At 51.6% G+C, this 21,845-nt stretch carries 19 protein-coding genes; 3 read left to right on the forward strand and 16 right to left on the reverse strand.

What is annotated here, in order from left to right; genetic code table 11:
• Positions 1-90: 90 nt before the first annotated feature.
• Entirely contained in the window at positions 91-579 is a 489-nt protein-coding gene (locus EA392_12780; protein TVR37398.1) for a hypothetical protein, read from the reverse strand.
• A gap of 3 nt (positions 580-582) precedes the next feature.
• Positions 583-1,587 carry an aspartate-semialdehyde dehydrogenase gene (locus EA392_12785; GenBank protein ID TVR37412.1) on the reverse strand — a complete coding sequence of 335 codons (1,005 nt, stop codon included), beginning with the start codon at positions 1,585-1,587 and terminating at the stop codon, positions 583-585.
• A gap of 84 nt (positions 1,588-1,671) precedes the next feature.
• Here EA392_12785 and EA392_12790 point away from each other — a divergent pair, with 84 nt between their 5' ends.
• Positions 1,672-5,061 (forward strand): hypothetical protein, encoded by a 3,390-nt coding sequence (locus EA392_12790; protein TVR37399.1) that lies wholly within the window; start codon positions 1,672-1,674, stop codon positions 5,059-5,061.
• On the opposite strand, the gene EA392_12795 is transcribed toward EA392_12790, so the two are convergent.
• The 8 genes from EA392_12795 to EA392_12830 all read right to left on the reverse strand — a co-directional run bounded on the left by EA392_12795 (position 5,047) and on the right by EA392_12830 (position 12,029).
• On the reverse strand, positions 5,047-5,757 hold the full coding sequence (locus tag EA392_12795) for a lycopene cyclase domain-containing protein (GenBank protein ID TVR37400.1): 711 nt from the start codon (positions 5,755-5,757) through the stop codon (positions 5,047-5,049). The genes EA392_12790 and EA392_12795 overlap by 15 nt on opposite strands.
• 6 nt (positions 5,758-5,763) lie before the next feature.
• A complete protein-coding gene (locus EA392_12800; protein ID TVR37413.1) occupies positions 5,764-6,201 on the reverse strand; it encodes a carotene hydroxylase in 438 nt (145 codons plus the stop codon).
• Between the two features lie 61 nt (positions 6,202-6,262).
• On the reverse strand, positions 6,263-6,757 hold the full coding sequence (locus EA392_12805; GenBank protein TVR37401.1) for an AhpC/TSA family protein: 495 nt from the start codon (positions 6,755-6,757) through the stop codon (positions 6,263-6,265).
• A gap of 43 nt (positions 6,758-6,800) precedes the next feature.
• On the reverse strand, positions 6,801-8,117 hold the full coding sequence (locus tag EA392_12810; protein ID TVR37402.1) for a deoxyribodipyrimidine photo-lyase: 1,317 nt from the start codon (positions 8,115-8,117) through the stop codon (positions 6,801-6,803).
• Positions 8,118-8,147: 30 nt separating this feature from the next.
• A complete protein-coding gene (locus EA392_12815; GenBank protein ID TVR37403.1) occupies positions 8,148-8,993 on the reverse strand; it encodes a phytoene/squalene synthase family protein in 846 nt (281 codons plus the stop codon).
• A 31-nt stretch (positions 8,994-9,024) separates the two neighbouring features.
• The gene (gene crtI, locus EA392_12820; protein ID TVR37404.1) at positions 9,025-10,503 is read right to left on the reverse strand and encodes a phytoene desaturase; all 1,479 of its coding nucleotides are present in this window, start codon (positions 10,501-10,503) and stop codon (positions 9,025-9,027) included.
• A complete protein-coding gene (locus tag EA392_12825; protein ID TVR37414.1) occupies positions 10,490-11,005 on the reverse strand; it encodes a sigma-70 family RNA polymerase sigma factor in 516 nt (171 codons plus the stop codon). Before EA392_12825 ends, crtI begins: the two co-directional genes overlap by 14 nt.
• A 136-nt stretch (positions 11,006-11,141) precedes the next feature.
• Complete coding sequence (locus tag EA392_12830) at positions 11,142-12,029, reverse strand: MerR family transcriptional regulator (GenBank protein TVR37405.1); 888 nt, start codon at positions 12,027-12,029, stop codon at positions 11,142-11,144.
• Between the two features lie 137 nt (positions 12,030-12,166).
• Between EA392_12830 and uvrC the strand changes: the two genes are divergently transcribed.
• Positions 12,167-13,957, forward strand: coding sequence for an excinuclease ABC subunit UvrC (gene uvrC, locus EA392_12835; GenBank protein ID TVR37406.1), 1,791 nt, complete (start codon positions 12,167-12,169; stop codon positions 13,955-13,957).
• Here uvrC and EA392_12840 read toward each other — a convergent pair.
• The 5 genes from EA392_12840 to EA392_12860 all read right to left on the reverse strand — a co-directional run bounded on the left by EA392_12840 (position 13,954) and on the right by EA392_12860 (position 19,346).
• Positions 13,954-15,366: a hypothetical protein gene (locus EA392_12840; GenBank protein TVR37407.1), complete on the reverse strand. Its 1,413-nt coding sequence runs from the start codon at positions 15,364-15,366 to the stop codon at positions 13,954-13,956. The two genes, uvrC and EA392_12840, sit on opposite strands and share 4 nt — an antisense overlap.
• Positions 15,366-15,932 (reverse strand): HAD family hydrolase, encoded by a 567-nt coding sequence (locus tag EA392_12845; protein ID TVR37415.1) that lies wholly within the window; start codon positions 15,930-15,932, stop codon positions 15,366-15,368. The genes EA392_12840 and EA392_12845 overlap by 1 nt, the downstream gene beginning before the upstream one ends.
• 68 nt (positions 15,933-16,000) lie before the next feature.
• On the reverse strand, positions 16,001-16,732 hold the full coding sequence (locus tag EA392_12850; GenBank protein ID TVR37408.1) for a 3-deoxy-manno-octulosonate cytidylyltransferase: 732 nt from the start codon (positions 16,730-16,732) through the stop codon (positions 16,001-16,003).
• Positions 16,732-18,288, reverse strand: a complete 1,557-nt coding sequence (locus EA392_12855; GenBank protein TVR37409.1) for a hypothetical protein — start codon at positions 18,286-18,288, stop codon at positions 16,732-16,734. The genes EA392_12850 and EA392_12855 overlap by 1 nt, the downstream gene beginning before the upstream one ends.
• A 56-nt stretch (positions 18,289-18,344) precedes the next feature.
• Positions 18,345-19,346, reverse strand: a complete 1,002-nt coding sequence (locus EA392_12860; GenBank protein TVR37410.1) for an NAD(P)H-dependent glycerol-3-phosphate dehydrogenase — start codon at positions 19,344-19,346, stop codon at positions 18,345-18,347.
• Positions 19,347-19,511: 165 nt separating this feature from the next.
• On the opposite strand from EA392_12860, the gene EA392_12865 reads away from it, so the two are divergent.
• Positions 19,512-20,789, forward strand: coding sequence for a tyrosine--tRNA ligase (locus EA392_12865; protein ID TVR37416.1), 1,278 nt, complete (start codon positions 19,512-19,514; stop codon positions 20,787-20,789).
• Positions 20,790-20,817: 28 nt separating this feature from the next.
• Here EA392_12865 and EA392_12870 read toward each other — a convergent pair whose 3' ends face one another.
• Positions 20,818-21,789 carry a hypothetical protein gene (locus tag EA392_12870; protein TVR37411.1) on the reverse strand — a complete coding sequence of 324 codons (972 nt, stop codon included), beginning with the start codon at positions 21,787-21,789 and terminating at the stop codon, positions 20,818-20,820.
• Between the last annotated feature and the right edge of the window lie 56 nt (positions 21,790-21,845).

Consider the following 21,845-nt stretch of genomic DNA (forward strand, 5'->3'; position numbering starts at 1 on the left):
GATGGCCTCAGCAGGGAAAACCCAATACTTTCCACCACTAACGTGTGAATAGGCCAATGTCGTGCCAAAGCGGCGAAATCATGCAAGAGCTTAATAGAGGTATTCGGCAGCCACAAGAATCATCACCGCCTCCAGCATCGAAACCGATGGCAGCACGGTAACTACCGCGTCGAAAATGGCGGTTCCCTGCCCGTCGTAGATATGACTGCCTTTGTAGGTAAAGGCCAGGTCGAGCGAGTTTTCGCTGTCGCCATAATAGATATGCGGCCCGCGGATGGTGCACATCACATCGCTCAGAAAACGGCTGTCGCCCCGGTACACTTTCATGTCTTCGCGAAGGGTGTAGAGCACGTCAAAAGGCGAGGTACTGCTACCGTCGTAGATACGCACGCCATCGGTGGTCATGATGGCGTAGGCCATATCGGTGAACTCGCCTTCAATGAGCACGCCATTCCAAACGTGGCCCACAATACGCGAGGGGTCGGTAGAATTACCCTCGTAAATAAACGATGGTTGCTGCGCCCGGGCGAGGGCTGCAAGGAGCAAAAACAGCAGAAAAAGTCCAATTGAGCGGGTCATGCATTATGCGGGATGGTTCATGTTGCCTGCAAATTCGGTGCAACATTCTGCAATCTGCACGGCATTGGTGGCGGCACCCTTGCGGAGGTTATCGGCTACAATCCACATATTGAGGGCTCTGCTTTGCGATTCGTCCCTGCGAATGCGGCCTACAAAAACTTCATCTTTTCCTCGCACCATCAGCGGCATGGGGTAGGTATTAATGAGCGGATTGTCGCGCACTTCAATGCCCGGCGCCGATGACAACAGCGCGGCAATCTCGTTCACGTCAAAATCATTGTGCAGCTCTATATTTACCGACATGCTGTGTCCACCCATCACAGGCACGCGAACGGCCGTAGCGGTAATTCCGATGCTCTGGTCGCCCAGAATTTTACGGGTTTCGTTTACCAGCTTCATTTCCTCGCGGGTATAGCCGTTGTCTTCAAACACATCACAATGCGGCAGGCAGTTGCGGTCAATGGGATAGGGATAGGCCATGGCGCCCTTGCGGTTGGCGCGCTCGTTTTCGAGTTGCTCCACAGCGGCTTTTCCGGTGCCTGTTACCGACTGATAGGTACTGATAACCAATCGCTTGATTCCGTAACGCTGGTGAAGGGGTTGCAGGGCCACCACCATCTGAATGGTTGAGCAGTTGGGGTTGGCGATAATCCTGTCGGACGCCTCGATAAGCTGCGCATTGATTTCGGGAACCACGAGCTTCACGGCGGGGTCCATGCGCCATGCCGAGGAGTTGTCAATCACAATGGTTCCGGCTTTGGCGAAGCGCGGTGCCCACTCTCTGGACACGTCGCCACCAGCCGAGAACAACGCCAGTTCGGGCTCTGCGCGCAAGCCTTCTTCGAGGGTCACCACACGGTGTGTTTCACCCCGAAAAACCACTTCGCTACCGGCAGATTTTGCGCTGGCCACCGGAACCAGTTCGCTCACAGGAAAATTACGCGACTCCAGCACCTGAAGCATCTCTCTGCCTACCATACCTGTGCATCCTACAACTGCTACTTTCATGGATTTCATAACATTTTGAGGTCTCAAAATTACGGTATATTTACTCACCCTAAATGACCGTTTGTGAGCCGGATTTGTTCATACATGATAATGCTGTTGGTGTTGGCTACAGGGTATAACCTCAAGGCACAGATTTTTGATGATTTTGAAGACGGTGATTTCACCCAAAACCCAGCTTGGACGGGCGATGAAGACCTGTTCTCGGTAGTGCCTTACGAGCTCGACGAAAGTGTACTTATGCTCCGGAGCAACAGCACCGGCGCAGCTACCTACTACCTGAGCACCCCCAGTTTTATTGTTTCAGAAACCTCGTGGGAGTTTTTTTTCAACCTGCGCTTTTCAGTAACCGGCGCCAACTTTATGGATACGTGGTTGGTGTCGGACGACGATAACCTCAACAACGCGCAAAACGGCTACTTTGTGCGCTTCGGCCGCACCCAAAAAGACATCAGTTTCTGGAAGCGTACGGCCGGCTCGGATGAACTACTCTTTGACGGCCCCGACAATCAGATTAACAGTTCTACCAACAACCCCTTTCAAATCCGCATTACACGGAATGACGAGGGCTTATGGCTGATTTGGGTGGACCAGGGTGCCACCGGAAACTTTGCGCTGTTGGGTGTGGTAAACGACAGTACGCACACCACAACCGCGGCTTTTGGTTTTCGCATCGTGCAATCGGGTGCAGCCGGACCGATTCAAAGTCACTGGATCAACAACGTGAATGTGGCTGTGATGCCTCCGGATGAAACGCCGCCCGAGGTTATCGGAACCATCGCCCCCCAGGCCAACGAGGTGATTCTTCAGTTTAACGAGCCGCTTGATGAGGCCACCGCCGAAAACGTTTTGAATTACTCCATCAGCGACGGTATTGGCGCCCCAACCTCGGCCACCCTCAATGCAACCACCCTCACGCAAGTAACGCTTGCGCTGGGCAATCCGCTCAACGACGGCCAAACCTACACGCTCACAGTGAGCAACGTAGAAGACCTCGCCGGCAACAGCATGCCTCCTCAGGAAGTGGATGTGCTGTTTTTCACCATTGCCGAGCCGGAATTCAGAGAAGTGGTATTTAACGAGCTGATGGTGGACGAAAATCCACCGGTGCAACTGCCCGCCGCAGAGTTTATCGAACTCTTCAACACCACCACCGACAAGTTCTTCAATACCGATGGCTGGACCTACGTAAACGGAACCACGGTACGTGTACTTGACGAAGCGATTATTCCGCCGGGCGGATATCTGATTCTGTGCCGGGCGGCCGATATACCATTGTTTGAAACTTTCGGGCCGGTGTTGGGCCTCAGTTCGTGGCCTGCGCTCACCAACGCTGCCGACAGTCTCACTTTGATCAGTGAAGGCGGAACCATTCTCGACATTGTGAGCTACACCATCGCCTGGTACCAGGACCCTGAGAAAAGCGGAGGCGGCTATACGCTGGAGCAAATCAACCCTTTTGCCGAGTGCAGCGGTATGATGAACTGGCGGGCCACCGACGACCCCTCGGGTGGAACTCCCGGAGCGCAGAACTCCATTTTCGACACCACGCCGGATACCGACCCGCCTGTATTGGTGGATTTCAACATCAACAACCCGCAAAGCATCACGTTTTTCTTCAATGAGCCGCTCGATCCTGAAAGTCTGAACGATGCGACCTATACCATTGAGCCGCCTATTGAGATTGAGAGCGCAGGCACCGGAGGAGATTTCAGCTTTATCAACCTGCAACTGGCCGCTCCTATTGATACCGGCGTATTTTATACCATCACCATTACAGGTGTTACCGACTGCCCGGGCAATCTCATTGCCGACCAGAACAGCATTGAATTCCTCATCGGATTTATTCCCGGCCTGCACGAGGTACTCATCAACGAAATTATGGCCGACCCCACGCCTGCTGTTGGATTGCCGCCCCACGAATACATTGAGCTGTACAACCCTACCGACAAGATTTTTGACCTGAGCGGTTGTCGGATTTCCACGGCTACCTTCCGCCCCAACACCTTTATCTATCCCGGCGAGCACCTTGTGCTGATATCGCCCTCCAACGAAGGAGAATTTCCGGGTATTGAGCCCCAGGCGGTAATGCAGAGTATGAGCACCACCTTTCTCACCAACGCAGGCAGGGAGTTGTTTTTTGCCAACGACAACAACGAATTGATTGACCGCGTGGAGTACAGCGATGCATGGTATCGCGACGCTGCAAAATCAGGTGGGGGCTGGAGTCTGGAGCGCATCAACCCCGAGGAGCCTTGCCGGGGTGGCGACAATTGGCGCGCTTCCACGAACGTGAACGGCGGAACCCCCGGCTTTGTAAACTCGGTACTCGATCTCACTCCCGACAACGTTGCTCCGAGACTTGTGGCCATTCTCGTACCCGATTCGGTGAGTATTGAGCTGGTTTTTGACAGGGTATTGGACGAGATTGCGGCGCTCACGGCGGGCTATGTGTTTTCTCCTGATTTAACACTGGCTTCTATTGAGCCGCTTTCTCCGGCCAACCTGCGCATTCGCCTCACTTTTACAGAGCCGCTGGAGCCCAACCTGCGCCACGACCTCGAAATTCTCGGGTTGACGAGTTGTACAGGTATTGATTTTGAAAACAACGACCCGGCTTATTTCGGTGTTCCTGCTGAACCCACAAGCGGCAACATGATCATCAACGAGGTACTTTTCAACACGCGTGTGGGTGGGGCCACATATGTGGAAATGTACAACAACAGCAATGCGATTCTCAGCATCCGCGACTGGGAAATTGCCAACCTCGGCAACAACCAGTTCAGGCTGATCACCCCCGAAGCCTACATTCTGTTTCCCGGTGAATACATGGCCATTACCACCAACAAAAACAACATCATCGCCGAGTATCCTTTTGGCGACCCCAACCGGATATTACAGATCCCCGGTATGCCCTCGCTTAATAACAACGACGGACAGGTGCGGCTCATCAATGCCGATGGCCAAGTGGTAGATGCCTTTGATTACGAGGCCAGCATGCACTTTCCACTGTTGCGCACAGTTCGGGGTGTATCACTCGAACGAATTGATTTTGATCGTCCAACCGACGACCGCACCAATTGGATGTCGGCCGCAGAAACCGTAAACTGGGGTACACCCGGGGTTGAAAATTCGCAGTTTCAGCGCGCAGCCGATGATGACGGCGAAGTATGGGTTGACCCCGAAATTTTTTCGCCGGACAACGACGGCTTTAACGATGTGCTGAACATCAATTACCGTTTCAGTGAGCCGGGTCTGGCGGGAAGTATCACCATTTACGATTCGGCGGGGCGTTTACTGCGAAGGTTGGTGCGCAATGAGCTGCTGGGCACGGAAGGTACCATTTCGTGGGACGGCACCGGCGAGCAGGGAGAGCGTGCACGAATCGGCATTCACATCGTGTATTTTGAGGTGTACTCTCCCGACGGAATGGTGCGCGGCTACAAGCGCAGTTGCGTGGTATCATCGCGCTTCTGACCAGGGCGAAACACCGGCCCGGTTTCGAAACCACTCATAGAGTGCGGTAGTCATCAGCAGCATGGCAAATCCGTACACCGTGTCCTCCATTGGTATGGTGAGAATGCGTGTGCCGATGATGTGTGCCTCGTTGTAGTACACCACCACATTTCCGAGAAAAGAACCTGTGAGCACGCCGTTCACCAGGATAAAGGGCACGAGAATCACCCCAAACATCAGGTAAAAACGCCCGAGCCAAACAGGCCTCCAGGCAATTCCTACCCAGGCAAGGAGCAGAACAGCCGAAAAGGCGCTCCACAACGTATGCAAACGACCGGGGAACTTGATCAGCAACACCACGCAGAAAATGAGCAGCAGCCCGGTGATGTAGGGCGCCGCCTTCCCCAACAAATCCTTGTGGATAAAGTAGTTCAGCACCTCGTACGAAAACAGGCATACGTAAGGAATCACAAAAAAGAACAGAATTTCCTCGATGGGCAGGCCGAGAATCTTCAAACCGAGCAGGTAATCGTCGTTGAAGCCCCAAACGCCCCAACGGGTAAACAGCACATCCCACACAATAAACACCAGCGCCATGACAAGTGTGGCCGGAAGCAAGTGTGGCATTTTCCCAATAAAATGGATGTGTTTTCTCTCGAACGAGCGGATAACGGGCACCGCCAGTGAAAAGAGCAATACGAGGGAGTAGGTAAACATGAGCTGCTAGCCCCGGGCCGTCTTTTGCTTGCGTTTGTATTGAAGGGCCTCGCGGAAAAACTTCCAGGGCACAATCAACATACCGAAGCACTCGCCATCTTCCTTGCCGAGCTTTTTGTGGTGCACCTTGTGGGCCTTTCGGATTGCGCGCAGATACACGTTGTCGGTGCGGGTAAACCACTTGATGCGCTGATGAATCACAATTTCGTGGATAAAGGTGTAGGCCACGCCATACACGAGAATGCCCCACCCGAAGGCCCGCGATACCGGCGATTCATAGATGCTGCCAAGCATCATCAGCAACCAGCTGGGAATGGCAAAAATCAGGAAGAATATATCGTTCTTTTCAAAGGGTTTTTCATCACGCACGTGGTGGTCTTCGTGAAGTACCCACAGAAATCCATGCATCACGTATTTGTGCATGGCCCACGCCACAAACTCCATGACCACAAAGGTTCCGATGACAATAAGGAAGAATTGCACGAGCTCGAATTTTGGAGCAAAGTTAGCAATTTAGTAGCTCTCGGTAGCGAGGTCGGTCTGAAGCATAGCGATGGATAAAACTTGAAATGACCTTATTTTGACGAAGCATAAATACGCCAGGCATTTGATAGGGGTCTGCAACGGGATTTCCGATAAGGTGTCCCTTGAGCAAACCGGCCACAAAGCCCCGCCAAATAACGCGTGGGCCAAGAAGTTGCCACCACTTGCCGCGATTCAGGCCATACTCACGGTAGAGCTCCTGCTCGGGATCGGTAATGTGCGATACATCATCGAGCTCATAAATGTTCAGCACCTCGTTGGCGTAAGACATACGGCTCATGTGCACAAGCACAATCTTGATGTTCTTTTTGGCGGCCTCTTCTTTGATTTTACTCAGCTCCACGAGCGATTCGCGGCAAAAAGTACAACCAAAATGGCGCAAAAAAACGAGAAGCACGGGGCCGTTATGACTCAGCTCGGATAGCTTCTCTCCTTTATTTGTAATGGCGTCGATCATATTCTCTGAAGGTTGAAACAACTCATCGCGGCAAAAGTTTCGATTATTTGAATTTTACTGCTTCTGCATAGCGCTGTATAGCACGCTCACGCGCGAACCTGTGCTCAACAACTGGAAGGGGGTATTGGTTCAGTTCATTGAGTTCGGGGACCCATTTTCTGGTGTACACGCCTTTGGCATCAAACTTTTCGGCCTGCAAAGCCGGATTGAAAACCCTGAAATAAGGCGCTGCATCACAACCGGTTCCGGCGGCCCACTGCCAGCTCCCGTTGTTGCTTGCAAGTTCAAAGTCCAATAGGTGCCGTGCAAACCAGGCTTCACCCTTTCGCCAGTCAATCAGCAGGTGTTTGGTGAGGAAACTGGCCGTAATCATGCGCACGCGGTTGTGCATGTGGCCTGTTTGGAGCAATTCGCGCATTCCGGCATCTACGATGGGATATCCGGTTTGACCCTTGCACCACGCCTCGAAATGTGCTTCGTTGTTTTCCCAGTTGATGCGGTCGTATTCCGGCCGGAAAGACCGCGTTACCACATGCGGAAAATGATGGAGAATGCTCATAAAAAACTCACGCCACACAAGCTGCTTCAGCCATACTTCGCCGTGCTCGGCTCCCTTGCGAATCATGTCGCGCACCGACACCGTTCCGAAGCGCAGGTGAATGCCGAGGCGCGAGGTGCCATCCACGGCAGGAAAGTCGCGCTTTTCGCCATAAGCCTGCACGATTTTGGCCGGCACATCGCTTCCGGGAAAGGGGTAGTTTCGGTCTTCAAATCCCATTTCAGCGAGGGTAGGCATGGGCAAAGCTGCGTAGCGATGGAGGGCACTGAGCAGGTCTTCGGACGGGTAATTGGGCACTCCGTCGGTTTTCATGCGCTCCAGCCATTTTCTGGAATACGGCGTGTACACCGTGTAGGGCTTGCCATCTGCTTTCAGGATGTCGCCACCCTCAAATAGCACCTGGTCTTTGAAGCTTTGAAAGCCAATATCTTTTTCGCGGAGCATTGCCGCCACCTCGCTGTCACGGCGCGTTGCATAGGGTTCGTAGTCGTGGTTGGTGTACACGGCATCCACGGGGAAGGATTCACTTATCTGCTTGAAAACATCGAGCGGACGACCGTAAAAGACCTGCAAATCGCCTCCCTCCTTTCGCAGAAGCGTGCGCAGATTTTCCAATCGGCGATAGATAAACACCACGCGCCGGTCGTCGGGCGGCAGCTCATCGAGGATATCGCGGTCAAATACAAAGACAGGCAATACAGGCCTTCCGGAGCTGAGGGCGCGGTATAATCCGTGGTTGTCGTTGAGACGCAAATCGCGCCTGAACCAAAATACCGCAACGGACTGGGCGTTGATTGACATGTGCGAAAGTTGAGTGAAGCAGCAGACCTGCTAAATCATATTGAGCTGATGCCTCAGGTAGCTTGTAAGGAACAGCAGGTACTTGCGTTTGTTCGAAATGCGAATGCGCGTGGTTAGAATCACCGATGCCGGTGTGCGCTTAACCTTGTTGAAGAGCTGCTGATAGTAAACGTAGGCCACATACACCCCAAAGCGCGATTTTTTGGGCAACATGCGAATGCCGGTGAGGCCCTCGTCGAAGTCTTTCTGAACATCCACCTCAATTTCCTTCTTCACCGCGTCGTTGAACTCGCCCATTTCCACCCCGGGAAAATAGGTGCGCCCCATGATTTGGTAATCGGCTTTGAGGTCGCGCAGAAAGTTGATTTTCTGAAATGCAGAACCCAGTCGGCGGGCGTAGTGCTTTAGGTCGTCGTAGCGATTGACGTCGCCCTCCAGGAAAACACGCAGGCACATCAGGCCCACCACCTCTGCCGAGCCATCAATGTATTCCTTGTAGCCTTCCTCGTCGTAGTTTTTCTCGCTGAGGTCGAGCTCCATGCTGTGCAGGAAGGTATCTATGAGCTCACGCTCAATGTGGTACTTGTTTACCACCAATTGAAAGCTGTGCAGAATGGGGTTCAGGCTGATTTTTTCTTCAATAGCGCGGTAGGTATCGGCTTTGAAACGGTCGAGCAGTTCGCGTTTGTTGTGTTCGTGAAAGGTGTCAACAATCTCGTCGGCAAAGCGCACAAAACCGTAGATGCCATATATGGGCAGGTGAAAATCGCGGTGCAGAAACCGGATACCCAAAGAGAAAGATGTGCTGTACTTATTGGTGGTAAGCTTGCTGCAATGCAAACACACGTCATCGTATAGGTCTCGCTGGCGACTCATGCTGCAAAGTTAATTTTCCTTGTGACTCTGCTCAGCGCTGCTCGCGGGCAATCTGCTTCGAAACTACTTTTCCGGAAATGATGGTGGGAGGCACCCCGGGGCCCGGCACCGTAAGCTGACCGGCAAAGTAGAGGTTCTTTACTTTTTTGCTTTTGAGCGAGGGCTTGAGCACAGCCGTTTGCAGCAGGGTGTTGGCCAAACCGTACGCGTTACCTTTAAAGCTGTTGTAGTCTTCCACGAAGTTGCGGTGTGCGTACGACGCTTTAACCTCAATATGATCGCGTATGGAGGTTCCGCAAAAACGCTCCAGTTTGTCCATGGCGTAATTGAAGTACTTTTCGCGCACCTCGTCGGTGTCTTCAAGGCCAATCGCCACAGGAATGAGGATCACCAGGTTTTCGCCGTTTTCGGGTGCAACCGAGGGGTCTTTTCTGGAGGCGCATGACACGTACAACAAGGGCTTGGTGGGCCATTGAGGACGGTCGTAAATTTCTTCCGCATGCTGATCAAAAGGCTCATCGAAAATGAGGTTGTGGTGCAGAAGGTTGTCGAGCTTCTTGTTCACCCCGAGGTAAAACAGCAGGCTGGATGGTGCCATTACGCGGGTGTTCCAGTATTTCTCGCTATAGTTTCGGTAGGGCGCTTCGAGTAATTTCTGGTCAATATGGTTGTAATCACCGGCGCCTACAAGCACATCACAGGGGTAGGTGCCTTTGTCGGTTTCAACGGCAACTGCCTTGCCGCTTTCAACTACAATTTTGGTCACCGCTTCATTGAACCTGAATTCAGCACCTTGTTTGCGGGCCACTTCAGCCATTCCGCGGGCCACCATGTGCATGCCTCCCATGGGGTACCATGTTCCGAGGCGCAGGTCAGCGTAGTTCATCAGGCTGTAAAGTGCTGGTGTATCGCCCGGTTTGGCTCCGAGAAACAGCACCGGAAACTCCAGCAACTGGCGCAAACGCTCGTTCTTGAATTTCTTGTGGATTTCCTTGCGGATGGAGCTGAACAAATCGAGTTTAAAGAGTGCCTTGAGCACCTTGATATCTGCAAACTCAAAGATGGAGAGGCCGGGCTTGTGCACAAATTCACCCATACCTGTTTGGTACTTGAAGGCTGCATCATCGAGAAAGGCGCGCAGTTTGGCTCCGCTTCCGGGCTCGTATTGCTCAAAAAGTGCTTCCTGTGCGGCAGCGTCTGCGGCAATGTCCACAAATTCATCGGCACTAAAAAAGACCCGGTAGGCCGGGTCTAATTGAATAAGCTGGTAGAAATCGGAAGTTTTGTGCCCAAAATCGTTAAAAAACTGCTCAAATACTTCCGGCATCCAATACCAGCTAGGGCCCATGTCGAAGGTGTAACCCTTTTCTTTATACAACCTTGCCCTACCCCCCGGTTCGGAAAGTTTTTCAATAATGGTTACCTGAAAGCCCTGCTGGGCGAGATACGATGCAGATGAGAGCCCTGCAAACCCCGCACCGATTACAACTGCGCTTTTAGTCCTGGTCATTGTACTGGTAGTGCGGCAAAGATAGCATTAGTTTACGCCGCGCCAGAAAGATCCGGCTTTTTACCGTACCGATAGGGAGACCCAGCTCATCAGCTATTTCCTTGTAGCGAAAACCGTTGAAGTACATCATAAACGGTATGCGATAGGTGTCTTCCAGCTCACTCACCACATCAGAAACCTCGCGGTGGTGAAACATGGACTCCGGGTGATCGTCGTTTGCACTTTTGGTTTGGTTCAGGAAGAAGTTCTCCTCGGTAGTATCCACAATGGTATTGGCTCTAACTGCCTTGCGGTAGTTGTTGATGAAGGTATTCTTCATGATGGTGTACAACCACGCTTTCAGGTTGGTGCCCTTTTTAAATTTTGAGCGATACGAAAGCGCTTTGTACATGGTTTCCTGAAGAAGGTCTTTGGCCTCTTCCTCGTCGCCGGTAAACTTGTAGGCAAATCCCTTGAGAGATGATTGCGCTTCGATTACCTCTTGATTAAAGTCGAATGTCATTTGTTTAACGTTTTTGGTGATTTGTTCAACAAACGTACAACACTGTTTAATGATTTCCAAGGATGGTTAAACAAAATTTCTGTTAAATTTGGGTGGACTCACCCCCATCACCTGAAAACATGCTGATTAAACGCTGTTAAAGCGCGGTCTTAAAATCCTGTACGGACTCGGAAAAGTGCACCGTGGATGGCGCATCGAAAGAAAAATCGCGCTGAAAGGAGTTCACTACGTGTACCGGAAGTTCACCCGTAACTTTCACAATAGCACGTAATACAGCTTCGATATCTTCCCTGGCATTGTAGGAAAGGAGGGCCGTAACGCACTCATCCGGTTTTTGGATACGGATTACTTCTTCGAGGTCTTTAAGCGGCACGGACTGACCGAGATAAATGACTTTGTGTCCGGCCCTTTGAATGAGGTAGCTGTGAAAAAGCAGTCCCATTTCGTGGAGTTCACCTTCGGGGAGGAACAATAAAAAGGTGCGCGCATCGGGACGGCGCTGACCGGGCAGGGAGTCAATGGCAACCACCAGTTTTTGCCTGATCAGATTGGAGATGAAATGCTCCTGTGCTGCGTTGATGCTTCCGGTGAGCCAGAGCACGCCCACTTTTTTGAAAAAGGGATAGATAACCTGAAGCATGGTGTTTTCAAAACCGATTCTGAGGGCACTTCCTGCGAGGATGTGATTGAAACGCGCCTCATCGAGGTCAATCATGGCAATTACAAGCCCCTCTACCTGCACGCGATGATCACCAAAATCGCTTGTAAACTCCACCACTCGCGCGTTGATTTCGTCGGGGCTCATTTTTACGATATCGGATATCCTCAGGCCCTTTTGGTTGAGCACGGCCACATTCAGGAGCTTTCGCAATTCATCTCCCGAATAGTTCCTTATATTGGTGTCGCTCCGCAGCGGGGTAAGCAGGTTGTAGCGCTGCTCCCACATGCGAATGGTGTGTGCTTTCACGCCGGAAAGCCGCTCCAGGTCTTTAATGGAATACTGTGCTGCAGGTGCTGAGTTCATTGCGGTATATCTTGTTCAAAGGAAACAACGCTGCCAGGGAAAGTGTTTAGCGTTTCTTGTTCAAATGTTAAACAAAGGTAGACAATTTTCCGCTGATAGTTCAAATTTGGTTCAATATTCACCCTTACCTTTGCGATATGTCGCTCGAAGCGAAAATAGCTGCTGTTCCGCGCAAGCCGGGCATTTACCAGTTTTACGACTCCGAAGGAAAGATTCTGTATATCGGGAAGGCGGTCAATCTGCGTAGCCGGGTAGGATCATATTTCACGAAAGCCGGCGGCCATAGCGGCAAGACCCGGCTGATGGTGAAGCGCATTGCCGACATCCGATTTATTGTAGTTGACAATGAATATGATGCGCTTCTGCTCGAAAACAACCTGATTAAAAAGCACCAGCCGCGCTACAACGTGATGCTGAAGGATGACAAGACCTACCCGTGGATCTGTATCCGCAACGAGCGTTTTCCGCGAGTGTTTGCCACCCGTCAGCTGTTGAAGGACGGCTCACAGTACTTCGGGCCCTATGCTTCGGTAAAAGCCATGCACACCGTGCTGGATGTCATCAAGCAACTGTATCCGCTTCGAACCTGTGCATTTCCGCTCACCGAAAAAAATGTAAAGCAACGCCGCTACAGGGTGTGTTTGGAGTATCACATTGGTAATTGCCTGGGGCCTTGCGAAGACTTGTTATCGGAAGATGACTACAATGCATCCATCCGCGAAGTGGCCGATATCCTGAAAGGGGATGCGCAGGTAGTGGTAAGCACCCTGAAGAACCGCATGAAGCAACTCGCCGAAGAGCTCAAGTTTGAGGAGGCGCAGGAGTGCAAGGAAAAGCTCGAAGCACTGGAGAAATTCCGCAGTAAATCAACCGTGGTGAACCCATCCATACACAACGTGGATGTATTTACCGTGGTGAGCGACCAGAATGCCGGCTACGTGAACTTCCTGAAAGTGGCCAACGGAGCGGTGATTCAGGGGCATACTTTGCAGATAAAGAAAAGGCTCGAAGAAACGCATCAGGAGCTACTGCAAATAGGCATTGCCGAAATCCGGCAGCGTTTTGCCAGTCAGGCACCGGAAATTCTGGTTCCTTTTGAGCCCGAAATAACGCTGCCCGGCGTAAAATGGGTGGTGCCGCAAAGGGGCGACAAGAGGAAGCTGCTGGATTTGAGCGAGCGCAACGCCAAGTACTTTATGCTTGATCAACACCGCCAGGAGCGATTTACCGACCCCTCGCGCTTCAAAGACCGCGTGCTGGAGCAAATCAAAAATGACCTCCGCCTTAAGGAAATTCCGCGGCATATTGAGTGTTTCGACAACTCCAACATGCAGGGAACTCACCCGGTGGCAGCTTGCGTGGTATTTCGCGATGGCAAGCCCTCCAAAAAGGAGTACCGGCACTTCAACATCAAAACGGTGACAGGCCCCGATGACTACGCCTCCATGCGCGAAGTGGTGTATCGGCGCTACGCACGGCTAATGCGCGAAGGACAATCGCTACCCCAACTGATCGTTATAGACGGTGGTAAAGGGCAGCTCAGCGCAGCGGTGGAGAGCCTGGAGCAACTCGGACTTATCGGCAAGCTTGCGGTGATTGGCATTGCCAAGCGACTGGAAGAAATTTACTACCCCGACGACCCGGTTCCGCTGTATCTGAACAAAACCTCTGAATCGCTCAAGGTTATTCAGCACCTGCGCAATGAGGCTCACCGCTTTGGCATTGAGCACCACCGCAACCTGAGAAGCAAGAATGCCTTGGGCACATCCCTCACCGACATTCCCGGCATAGGTCCGTCCATGGCGCAAAAACTGCTGCGCGCGTTTAAATCGGTAAAGCGCGTTGCCGGGGCCAAAGAAGAAGAACTGGCCGAAGTTGTGGGACCGGCAAGGGCCAGGGTGATATTGAAGCACCTCGCGCAGTCCTAAACCGCATTCGGGTTCAGAACTTGCAGTAATTCATGGTTGAGCTCCTTTTGGAAGAAATGGTCCGGATTAAACGCTTGAGAAGGATAATCAAGTTTCATTGGGTCTTCATCGGCGTGCATTTTTGCCGCTACACCCAATGCAGCAATGGCTTCCACAAACGCGGCCATTTTATCTGAGTGTAACACTGCCCGCTTCAACCCGGGGAATCTTGTGGCTTCAAACAGCGTATTGCTGTACATGCTCACGTAGTACTGGCACTTTCCGTAAAGATAGTCGAGGCTTGAGGAGCACACAAGCACATTGGGCAAACCTGTCACATCAGCATATAGCGCGGGGGCTTCGGCCGGATGCAGTTTAATCACTATACCTGTTTCCGGGTTCTCCTTAAGGTACCTTTTTGACAAGGAGCCAATCAACTCATTAAATGCGACGTGACGCAAGTTTTGGGTGCCAACGAGAACCCTGGTAGAGTACTTTTCAGAAAATCGCGCTAATTCATCTGCATCTTGCCCCGGCATCGGGTTGCGCAAAAAGTAATCGCCGAAAACCTTGATTTGTCCGGGTTCGTATTCCGCCCCTTGTTGAAGTTGCTCTTTCCAGTAGTTGCCAAAAAGCCAAACCTCATCGGCAAAAAGCGCCCGCTTTGCCACCGGTTTGATTTTTTGAGGATAGACGTAAAAATGTGAAGCAGGCGTAATGACTCCATGCTGCAACTCTATCACCTTGATCTGCAGGCTTCGTGCAGCAGCAATAAAATACTCGGTATAATAGCCGGGGGCCATCACTACCATACTGGGTTCTGTTAGCTCAAGATAAGCGCGCACAGCCCTGTAGGCCTGCCAGAATTCATCCAGACCAGCTTCAATGTGCCTTACATCCTCCCTGGTCAAGGTGGTTCTTTCAGGAACTCTCTGCAAAATACGCCTGAACCCAGATATCATTTTTCTGTCATGCGCATTCAGTTTGAGGTTTCTCCCCGAAGCAATAATTTCTCCTATATGCGCATCCGCAGAGGGCTCGCCGTTCGCCTTGCCCCGCAAATACACCACATAGTACTCTTCTCTTTTCAGTTTTTCTGTTAATTTGCTCAAATACTGATGTTTCAGAACCCCTTCTACATCAACAAACCTCGGAGGAACAAGGTACATTAAATCCGGCTTCTTCTTCGTTCGGGGCCGATGAAGACCACGAACTCCACGAAGTCTGGCGCGTAACTTCGAAAGAAAAAGACGCAGAGAGATTTTGGCAAAAGACTGGCCGATGTAGGTAGTCCGGTCATGTTCACCTATTCGCCGAAACACTGAATCCTGGGCTACCTTCAGCAAGTTGAAGCCCTCACAGTCAAAAACGCCGGGGTCATCAAAAGAGGCAAGAAAGCGCTCAGAAACCGGTGGCTTTTGAAGCTGCATTACAAGCAGTTAAAATCGCGAATGTAGTACACCGAAATATCCTCGAGCGCTGGATTATTGAAGCCAAGAAAATCGACGCCGTGCGCCGCAGCGGCCTCGTAATCGTTGATGGAATCGCCTATCAGGGCTGTAGATTGCGGTGTGTAGCCATGCTGCTCCATCAAGCGGCCCACCCACTCTTTTTTGGGTGTTGGCGACCCGTGAATGGACTCAAAGAAATGACTAAGCTCCAGGATGTCGCAAAGTTTTCTCAACTCCTGCTGATCCGAACCCGACACTACATGCATTGCGAAGTCGTTGTGCTTTCGCTCCAAAAACCGGTGCGTGGGTTGAATGAGCAAATCGGGATTTCCGAGTTCCTCGAGCATGATGCGCGAAAAAGCTGCGGCCAGCTCTGCCAAACGCTCGTCCGACAATTCCTCACCGCGAATTTCTTCAAAAAAGTAGCGGAACTTCACGTAGCGCGACAAGCCTCCATTTTTCCTGTGATAGGCCAGCAGTGATTCAACCTGGTCTGTCGGAAAATCCTCCAGCACCCGCACAAACCCGCGGTCGCGAATGGGCATGGAGTTTAGAATCACGCCGTCAAAATCCCACAACAGGGTTTCGTAGTGATGGATATTAGACTTATCACTCACTGTTCTCTACGCTTTATTTCGGCAATTACACGCTCAACGTCCTCCGGTGTATCAACAGCGATGGAATCTTGCGAAAGTTCAATCATCCGAACTTCGTAACCCATCTCAAGGAAGCGCAGGATTTCTATATCCTCCATACTTTCAAGGGGCGTTTTTTGGTTTCGTGAGGCGAAGTCCATCAGGGCTGTTTTTGGAAAGGCATAGACGCAAATCTGGCGCCATGCCCTGTAAAATTCATTCTGCTTGTGCCCGGGAATAGGGCTTCGCGACATGTACAGCAAACGGCCATCAGGGCGCAGTACCACCTTCGGCACTGAGGTGCTACGGTATGAATGCTCATCCGAAATCGGTGCAAAACCATTGATCACCTCACCCGGGTGGTTCCGCGCAGCTTCTACGGTTCGGGTAATATCTTCCGGATTGAAAAGGGGTTCATCACCCTGCACATTCACGTAAAACGACGCATCCATTTCTTTCGCCACAGCCGCCACGCGGTCGGTACCGGTAAGGCATTTTTCGGGTGTCATCAGCACGCGCATTCCGCGCTCCTCGCAATGGTCAAAAATTTTGGGGTGGTCGGTGGCAACCACTACCTGGTCTTCGGGCAGTGCTTTGAGGCATTGCCGGTAGGTTCGTTCAATCATGGATTGCCCACAAAGATTCACGAGCGGCTTTTCGGGCAGCCGGGTGCTTTTTAGGCGGGCCGGTATAACTACGAGAAACTCCATCAAATCAACAGGCTGTAGAGCGACTGAACTTCCAGCGCGTCGTACTTGGAGGGGGTAACAGATTTCAGTTCAACGCCCCGAGAACGGTAGGCCGCGAACATCTGGTTGTTTTCAAGAAATAGCGCTTGCTCTTTCTCGCCCATTTTGGTTTCGCTGTAACCATCGTATCCGGCCACAAAAATCTGACCTGCCCCAAGTGCCAGGGCCGTTTCTATGGCGATGATGGTTGATGAGTCCGAAGGCATTTGCTCAGATGAGAGCGAAGGCAGTTCAAAGGTACGACCTTCGACGATGGACGGAATATAGGTTCCCATCTTACGTGGGAATGGAGGTAAAATGCAGGTGCCGTTAAAGGCTCCAAAGCTATTGAACAAAGCCTCCAGCCTGTGACCTTCGCTGCCTACCAGCGCAAAGTACTGGGTTGCGTCCAGGTCGAGGTAATGGCCCGCATTGCGCGAGCTGGAATGAATGACGCAGGTTCCGGGGTTTCGCTGCACCCACGCCTTGATAGCCGAAGCATGAGCTTGGGCGCTGGGGCCTCCGCCCACAATGACCGCGCGTTTAATGCCTGATTCCGGGGCAAATACGGGAAGCCTTTGATTGTCCTCGATGCCCTCTTTTTGGTTCTGCAACGCCCGTATAATACTATTGAATGAATAGTAGCGCTTGCTCACCCACTCCATCACGTCTTTTTGCGGAAGCGAATTGGCCCCCGAGACCATGTAGGGAAGGTTGGTGCCCCAGCCGTGTTGAGCCTGTAAGGCTTCGAACGCATCTACCACGCCACTCAGCTTATTGAAGTCCACGTGCAAGCCGTTGCGGGCATTCAAGGCCGTGAGCAATAGCTCCGTTTTGAGATTTCCCGCCCCGCGACCCATTCCGGTTACGGTGGCATCCACAATGCTTGCCCCGTGAGCGATGGCAGTGAGGGTGTTTACCAACGCAAGTTCAAGGTTGTTGTGTCCGTGAAAACCGATGGGAACGGTAACCTGTGACTTTACAAGCTCCATCATCTCAGCCACATCTTCGGGGTACACACCGCCAAAAGAATCAACGAGGTAGAAGTAGTCCGCCACATCATTCACCGCGTGCAAGCCATCCATAAAGCCCGGAAGCGATTTCCAGGTGCTCATATACATCACGTTAAAGGCCACCTCGTAGCCCAGCTCTTTCACTGCGCGGGCCAGCACAATAGCACGGTCCATGTTTTTAGGATCCACCGCCATGCGCACCAAATCAATGTAGCTGCGCACAGGGCCAAGTAACTCAGGCACCTGCTCTGCGCGAAAGTCTTTCTCATTGAGGATGATGGCCAGCTTTTTTCCGGATGCCTCACGCGCATGGCGCAGCACGTACTCCGGGCAGTAAAAATACTTGCCGAAATAGGGTTTAAGGGGCTGGCTGCGGTAACCGATTTCCAGATAAGAAACCGGTAAATGGTTGAAGGACTCAAAGTACTGATTGACCAACTCTTCACTAAAATCCCACTGGGTATAATAGCCCCCGTCGCGAAGGGTGCAATCGAGAATGGTAACCGGATGGGGTGTTGGATTCATAGACGCCATAGTTTGACAGGCGCAAAGCTAAGGGTTTTTACGGTGGGCGGCCAGTCTCAGACAAGCTTGTCCGAAAGGATGCTCATCTCGATAGACGGAGCGATGTTGTCGTACACAATGTTGTACACTGCATGGCAAATGGGCAAATCAACCTGAAACTTTTTGTTCATTTCAATGATGGATTTTGCCGCGTAGTAACCCTCTGCCACCATGTTCATTTCCATCATGGCCGATTTTACCGAATAGCCTTTGCCAATCATGCTACCAAAGGTTCTGTTTCGGCTGAACTGAGAGTAGCCGGTTACCAGCAGGTCGCCGAGATAGGCCGAAGTTTTCACATCCCGGTGAATGGGGTTCACAGCGTCCACAAAGCGTTCAATTTCCAGAATAGAATTGGACATGAGCACCGCCTGAAAGTTATCGCCGTAGCCGAGGCCATGACAGATTCCGCTGGCCACGGCAAACACATTTTTCATCACTGCCGACAGCTCGGTACCGAACAAATCGTCGGAAGTAGTGGTGTGGATGTAACGCGTTGCAAGCACTTTGGCTACTATTTCGGCTTTGCTCAAATCGCTGCAGGCAATGGTGAGGTACGACAGCCTTTCCATGGCTACTTCTTCGGCGTGGCAGGGGCCGCTGATCATGGCAATGGAATCGTAGGGAACGCCAAACTGCTTGTGGAAATAACGCGCAGGTATGGCATGGTAGGCAGCAATGATTCCTTTAATAGCCGAAACCATGACCTTGTCCTCGTAACCTTTGCAATCGAAATCCTTAAAAAGGTCGTACACAAAAGCCGATGGAGTAGCCATGATGATGATGTCGCCCCATTGCATGGCATGTGCCAGATCGGTGGTAAGCAGGATTTTTTGGGTATCGAACTTTACCGAGGGCAGGTAGCGAGGGTTGCGTCCGAATTCCTTGATATAGGTGAGTTTACTTTCACTACGCATCCACCAGCAAACCTCATCGAGGTTTTCGGTGAGCATTTTCATGATAGCGGTGGCCCAGCTTCCGCCGCCAATCACCGACACACGTGGTTTGCTTTCAATCATGGTTTTGAAATTCCGCAGCTATGGATGTCAACGTCTCCCCGCGGAGATATTTGCCAAATGCGAAGGGCTACAAAAATACACATTGACCCGAAAGCGCCTCGTTCGCACAAAATCGCAGCCATTGCTGATACAAAGCTATCTTTGCCGCAAATTGAAAGCTTGATCATGAAGAACTTTGTGGAAGAATTGCGATGGCGCGGGCTTATTCACGACATGACGCCCGGAACAGAAGAGCAACTCCAAAAGGAAATGACCACCGGATATGTAGGTTTCGACCCGACAGCCGATTCGCTTCACATCGGAAATCTCATCCCCATTACGCTGCTCACCCATTTTCAGCGCTGCGGACACAAACCCATGGTACTTGTGGGCGGCGCTACCGGGCGGGTGGGCGACCCTTCGGGCAAAACCGAAGAACGTCAACTGCTTTCTGTTGAGCAAATAGAGCATAACCTGCTCTCCCAGCAAAAGCAGTTGGAGCGGTTCCTGAATTTTACCGAAGGCAACAACCGCGCAGAAGTAGTGAACAACTACGACTGGTTTCGAGACCTTGGTTTTCTGGACTTTATAAGGGATGTAGGCAAGCACATTACCATCAACTACATGATGGCCAAAGATTCGGTGAAAAACAGGCTCGAAACGGGCATGTCGTTTACGGAGTTCAGCTACCAGCTCATTCAGGGCTACGATTTTTACCACCTGAAGCAACACCGCGGCGTAAAGCTTCAAATGGGCGGCTCTGACCAATGGGGAAACATCACAACAGGCACAGAATTGATTCGAAGGATGGGCGCCGGTGAGGCTTTCGCGCTGACCGCTCCGCTGGTGAAAAAAGCAGATGGGTCGAAGTTTGGAAAAAGTGAAGGCGGCAACGTGTGGCTCGACAGGGAGAAAACCTCGCCCTACAAGTTTTACCAGTTTTGGCTCAACAGCAGCGACGACGACGTGAGCAACTACATCCGCCTGTTTTCACTAAAAAGTCGCGAAGAAATTGAAAGTCTGGAGAAAACCCATGCTGAAGCGCCACACCTCAGAACCCTTCAAAAGGCATTGGCCGAGGAAATGACCACGCGTGTTCACTCGGCGGAAGATCTTGCCGCGGCGCAGGAGGCCTCGGAAATTCTGTTCGGAAAGGCTACGTCGGATGCTTTATTGCGTCTGAGCGAATCTGATTTCCTGTCAGTTTTTGACGGCGTGCCTCAACAAACGGTTGAGCGCAGTGTAATGGAAAACGGAGTTGAAATCGTTGAATTGCTCTCCGACCATAGTGGTTTTCTCGCTTCGCGCGGAGAAGCGCGCAGGGCATTGAAGGAAAACTCCATCAGTGTGAACAAGGAAAAAGTTGTAGAAGGCGCCATCATCGGCACAGAAAATCTCATCAACAACAAATACGTGCTGCTGCAGCGCGGAAAACGCAATTACTTTCTGGTAGTAATGGTCTAGCCGATATGGGCTGGAGCTTCGCTAAACCCTAATCGAGCAGCTCCATCACTGCGTCGAGATTGGGGGTAAGGACAACCTCAATACGACGGTTACGCGCTTTGTCGTCGGGATCAATCGGGATGTACTCACTGCGACCGGCAGCAATCAAGCGCTCCGGTTGAATACTGGAATTCTCGAGCATGATCTTTACCACTTCGGTGGCACGCAGCACACTGAGCTCCCAATTGTCGCGCGGATGGCGTGATGACGACAGTTTATCGGTGTCGGTGTGGCCTTCTATCAGAATGCTGAGGTCTTCCTGTTCGGAAATCACACGCGCCAGGTCTTTAATGGCCTCGCGACCTTCCTTTCCCACTTCGGTGCTTCCGGTGGCAAAGAGCAATTTGGCTTCCATGTTCACGTACACGCGGCCGTTTTTGTACTCTACCGACAGGCCTTTGTCTTCATAACCGGCCAGCGCAGATGCAATGCGGTCTTTGAGGCTGCTCATGGCAGCTTCTTTTTCTTCCAGCATGTCGGTAAGCTCTTTGATTTTGGCTTCTCTTTCGGCCAGTGAGGCTTCCTTGGCCTTGAGGTCGCGATCCAGTTTATCCAGGCGATCTTCTTTCAGCTCCAATTGCGTACGCACATTGTCGAGTTCTACCAGTAATTTCCGGTGTTCTTCTTCTGCTCCTCCGCGCATCTGGTCTGATTTTGCAAGAAGCTGATCATTGAGCGACAGTATTTTATCGTACTGGCCGCGCAATTTGCGATTAGACGTTCCCAACATGGCTGTATCTTCGCGTAAGGACCGAACCTGTCGTTCAAGGGCTTCAATTCGCACTTCCATGTCTTTGGAGCTTTCGGTGACCGATTTACTTTTTGCCCGCAGACTCTCCTGTTCGGCAAGGAGCTGATCACGGTGCGCCTTAACCTCTTCATACTGCCTTCCCGGAACACATGCCGTAGCTGTAATGATTGCTATAATGGTAAGCAATGTAAACTCTTTGAAACGTTTCATGTTGAGAAAGGATTTTCAGTTCAAACAAATGTAGCATCAAACTTGCTACTTTTTGG

The organism is Cryomorphaceae bacterium, from assembly GCA_007695365.1.
Taxonomy (GTDB): domain Bacteria; phylum Bacteroidota; class Bacteroidia; order Flavobacteriales_D; family SKUL01; genus SKUL01.

Bases quoted from the DNA above. Each gene is read 5' to 3' on its own strand.
- EA392_12780 (TVR37398.1), bottom strand. From the start codon at position 579: ATGACCCGCTCAATTGGACTTTTTCTGCTGTTTTTGCTCCTTGCAGCC.
- EA392_12785 (TVR37412.1), bottom strand. From the start codon at position 1,587: ATGAAAGTAGCAGTTGTAGGATGCACAGGTATGGTAGGCAGAGAGATG.
- EA392_12790 (TVR37399.1), top strand. From the start codon at position 1,672: ATGATAATGCTGTTGGTGTTGGCTACAGGGTATAACCTCAAGGCACAG.
- EA392_12795 (TVR37400.1), bottom strand. From the start codon at position 5,757: ATGTTTACCTACTCCCTCGTATTGCTCTTTTCACTGGCGGTGCCCGTT.
- EA392_12800 (TVR37413.1), bottom strand. From the start codon at position 6,201: ATGGAGTTTGTGGCGTGGGCCATGCACAAATACGTGATGCATGGATTT.
- EA392_12805 (TVR37401.1), bottom strand. From the start codon at position 6,757: ATGATCGACGCCATTACAAATAAAGGAGAGAAGCTATCCGAGCTGAGT.
- EA392_12810 (TVR37402.1), bottom strand. From the start codon at position 8,117: ATGTCAATCAACGCCCAGTCCGTTGCGGTATTTTGGTTCAGGCGCGAT.
- EA392_12815 (TVR37403.1), bottom strand. From the start codon at position 8,993: ATGAGTCGCCAGCGAGACCTATACGATGACGTGTGTTTGCATTGCAGC.
- crtI (TVR37404.1), bottom strand. From the start codon at position 10,503: ATGACCAGGACTAAAAGCGCAGTTGTAATCGGTGCGGGGTTTGCAGGG.
- EA392_12825 (TVR37414.1), bottom strand. From the start codon at position 11,005: ATGACATTCGACTTTAATCAAGAGGTAATCGAAGCGCAATCATCTCTC.
- EA392_12830 (TVR37405.1), bottom strand. From the start codon at position 12,029: ATGAACTCAGCACCTGCAGCACAGTATTCCATTAAAGACCTGGAGCGG.
- uvrC (TVR37406.1), top strand. From the start codon at position 12,167: ATGTCGCTCGAAGCGAAAATAGCTGCTGTTCCGCGCAAGCCGGGCATT.
- EA392_12840 (TVR37407.1), bottom strand. From the start codon at position 15,366: ATGCAGCTTCAAAAGCCACCGGTTTCTGAGCGCTTTCTTGCCTCTTTT.
- EA392_12845 (TVR37415.1), bottom strand. From the start codon at position 15,932: ATGCCCATTCGCGACCGCGGGTTTGTGCGGGTGCTGGAGGATTTTCCG.
- EA392_12850 (TVR37408.1), bottom strand. From the start codon at position 16,732: ATGGAGTTTCTCGTAGTTATACCGGCCCGCCTAAAAAGCACCCGGCTG.
- EA392_12855 (TVR37409.1), bottom strand. From the start codon at position 18,288: ATGAATCCAACACCCCATCCGGTTACCATTCTCGATTGCACCCTTCGC.
- EA392_12860 (TVR37410.1), bottom strand. From the start codon at position 19,346: ATGATTGAAAGCAAACCACGTGTGTCGGTGATTGGCGGCGGAAGCTGG.
- EA392_12865 (TVR37416.1), top strand. From the start codon at position 19,512: ATGAAGAACTTTGTGGAAGAATTGCGATGGCGCGGGCTTATTCACGAC.
- EA392_12870 (TVR37411.1), bottom strand. From the start codon at position 21,789: ATGAAACGTTTCAAAGAGTTTACATTGCTTACCATTATAGCAATCATT.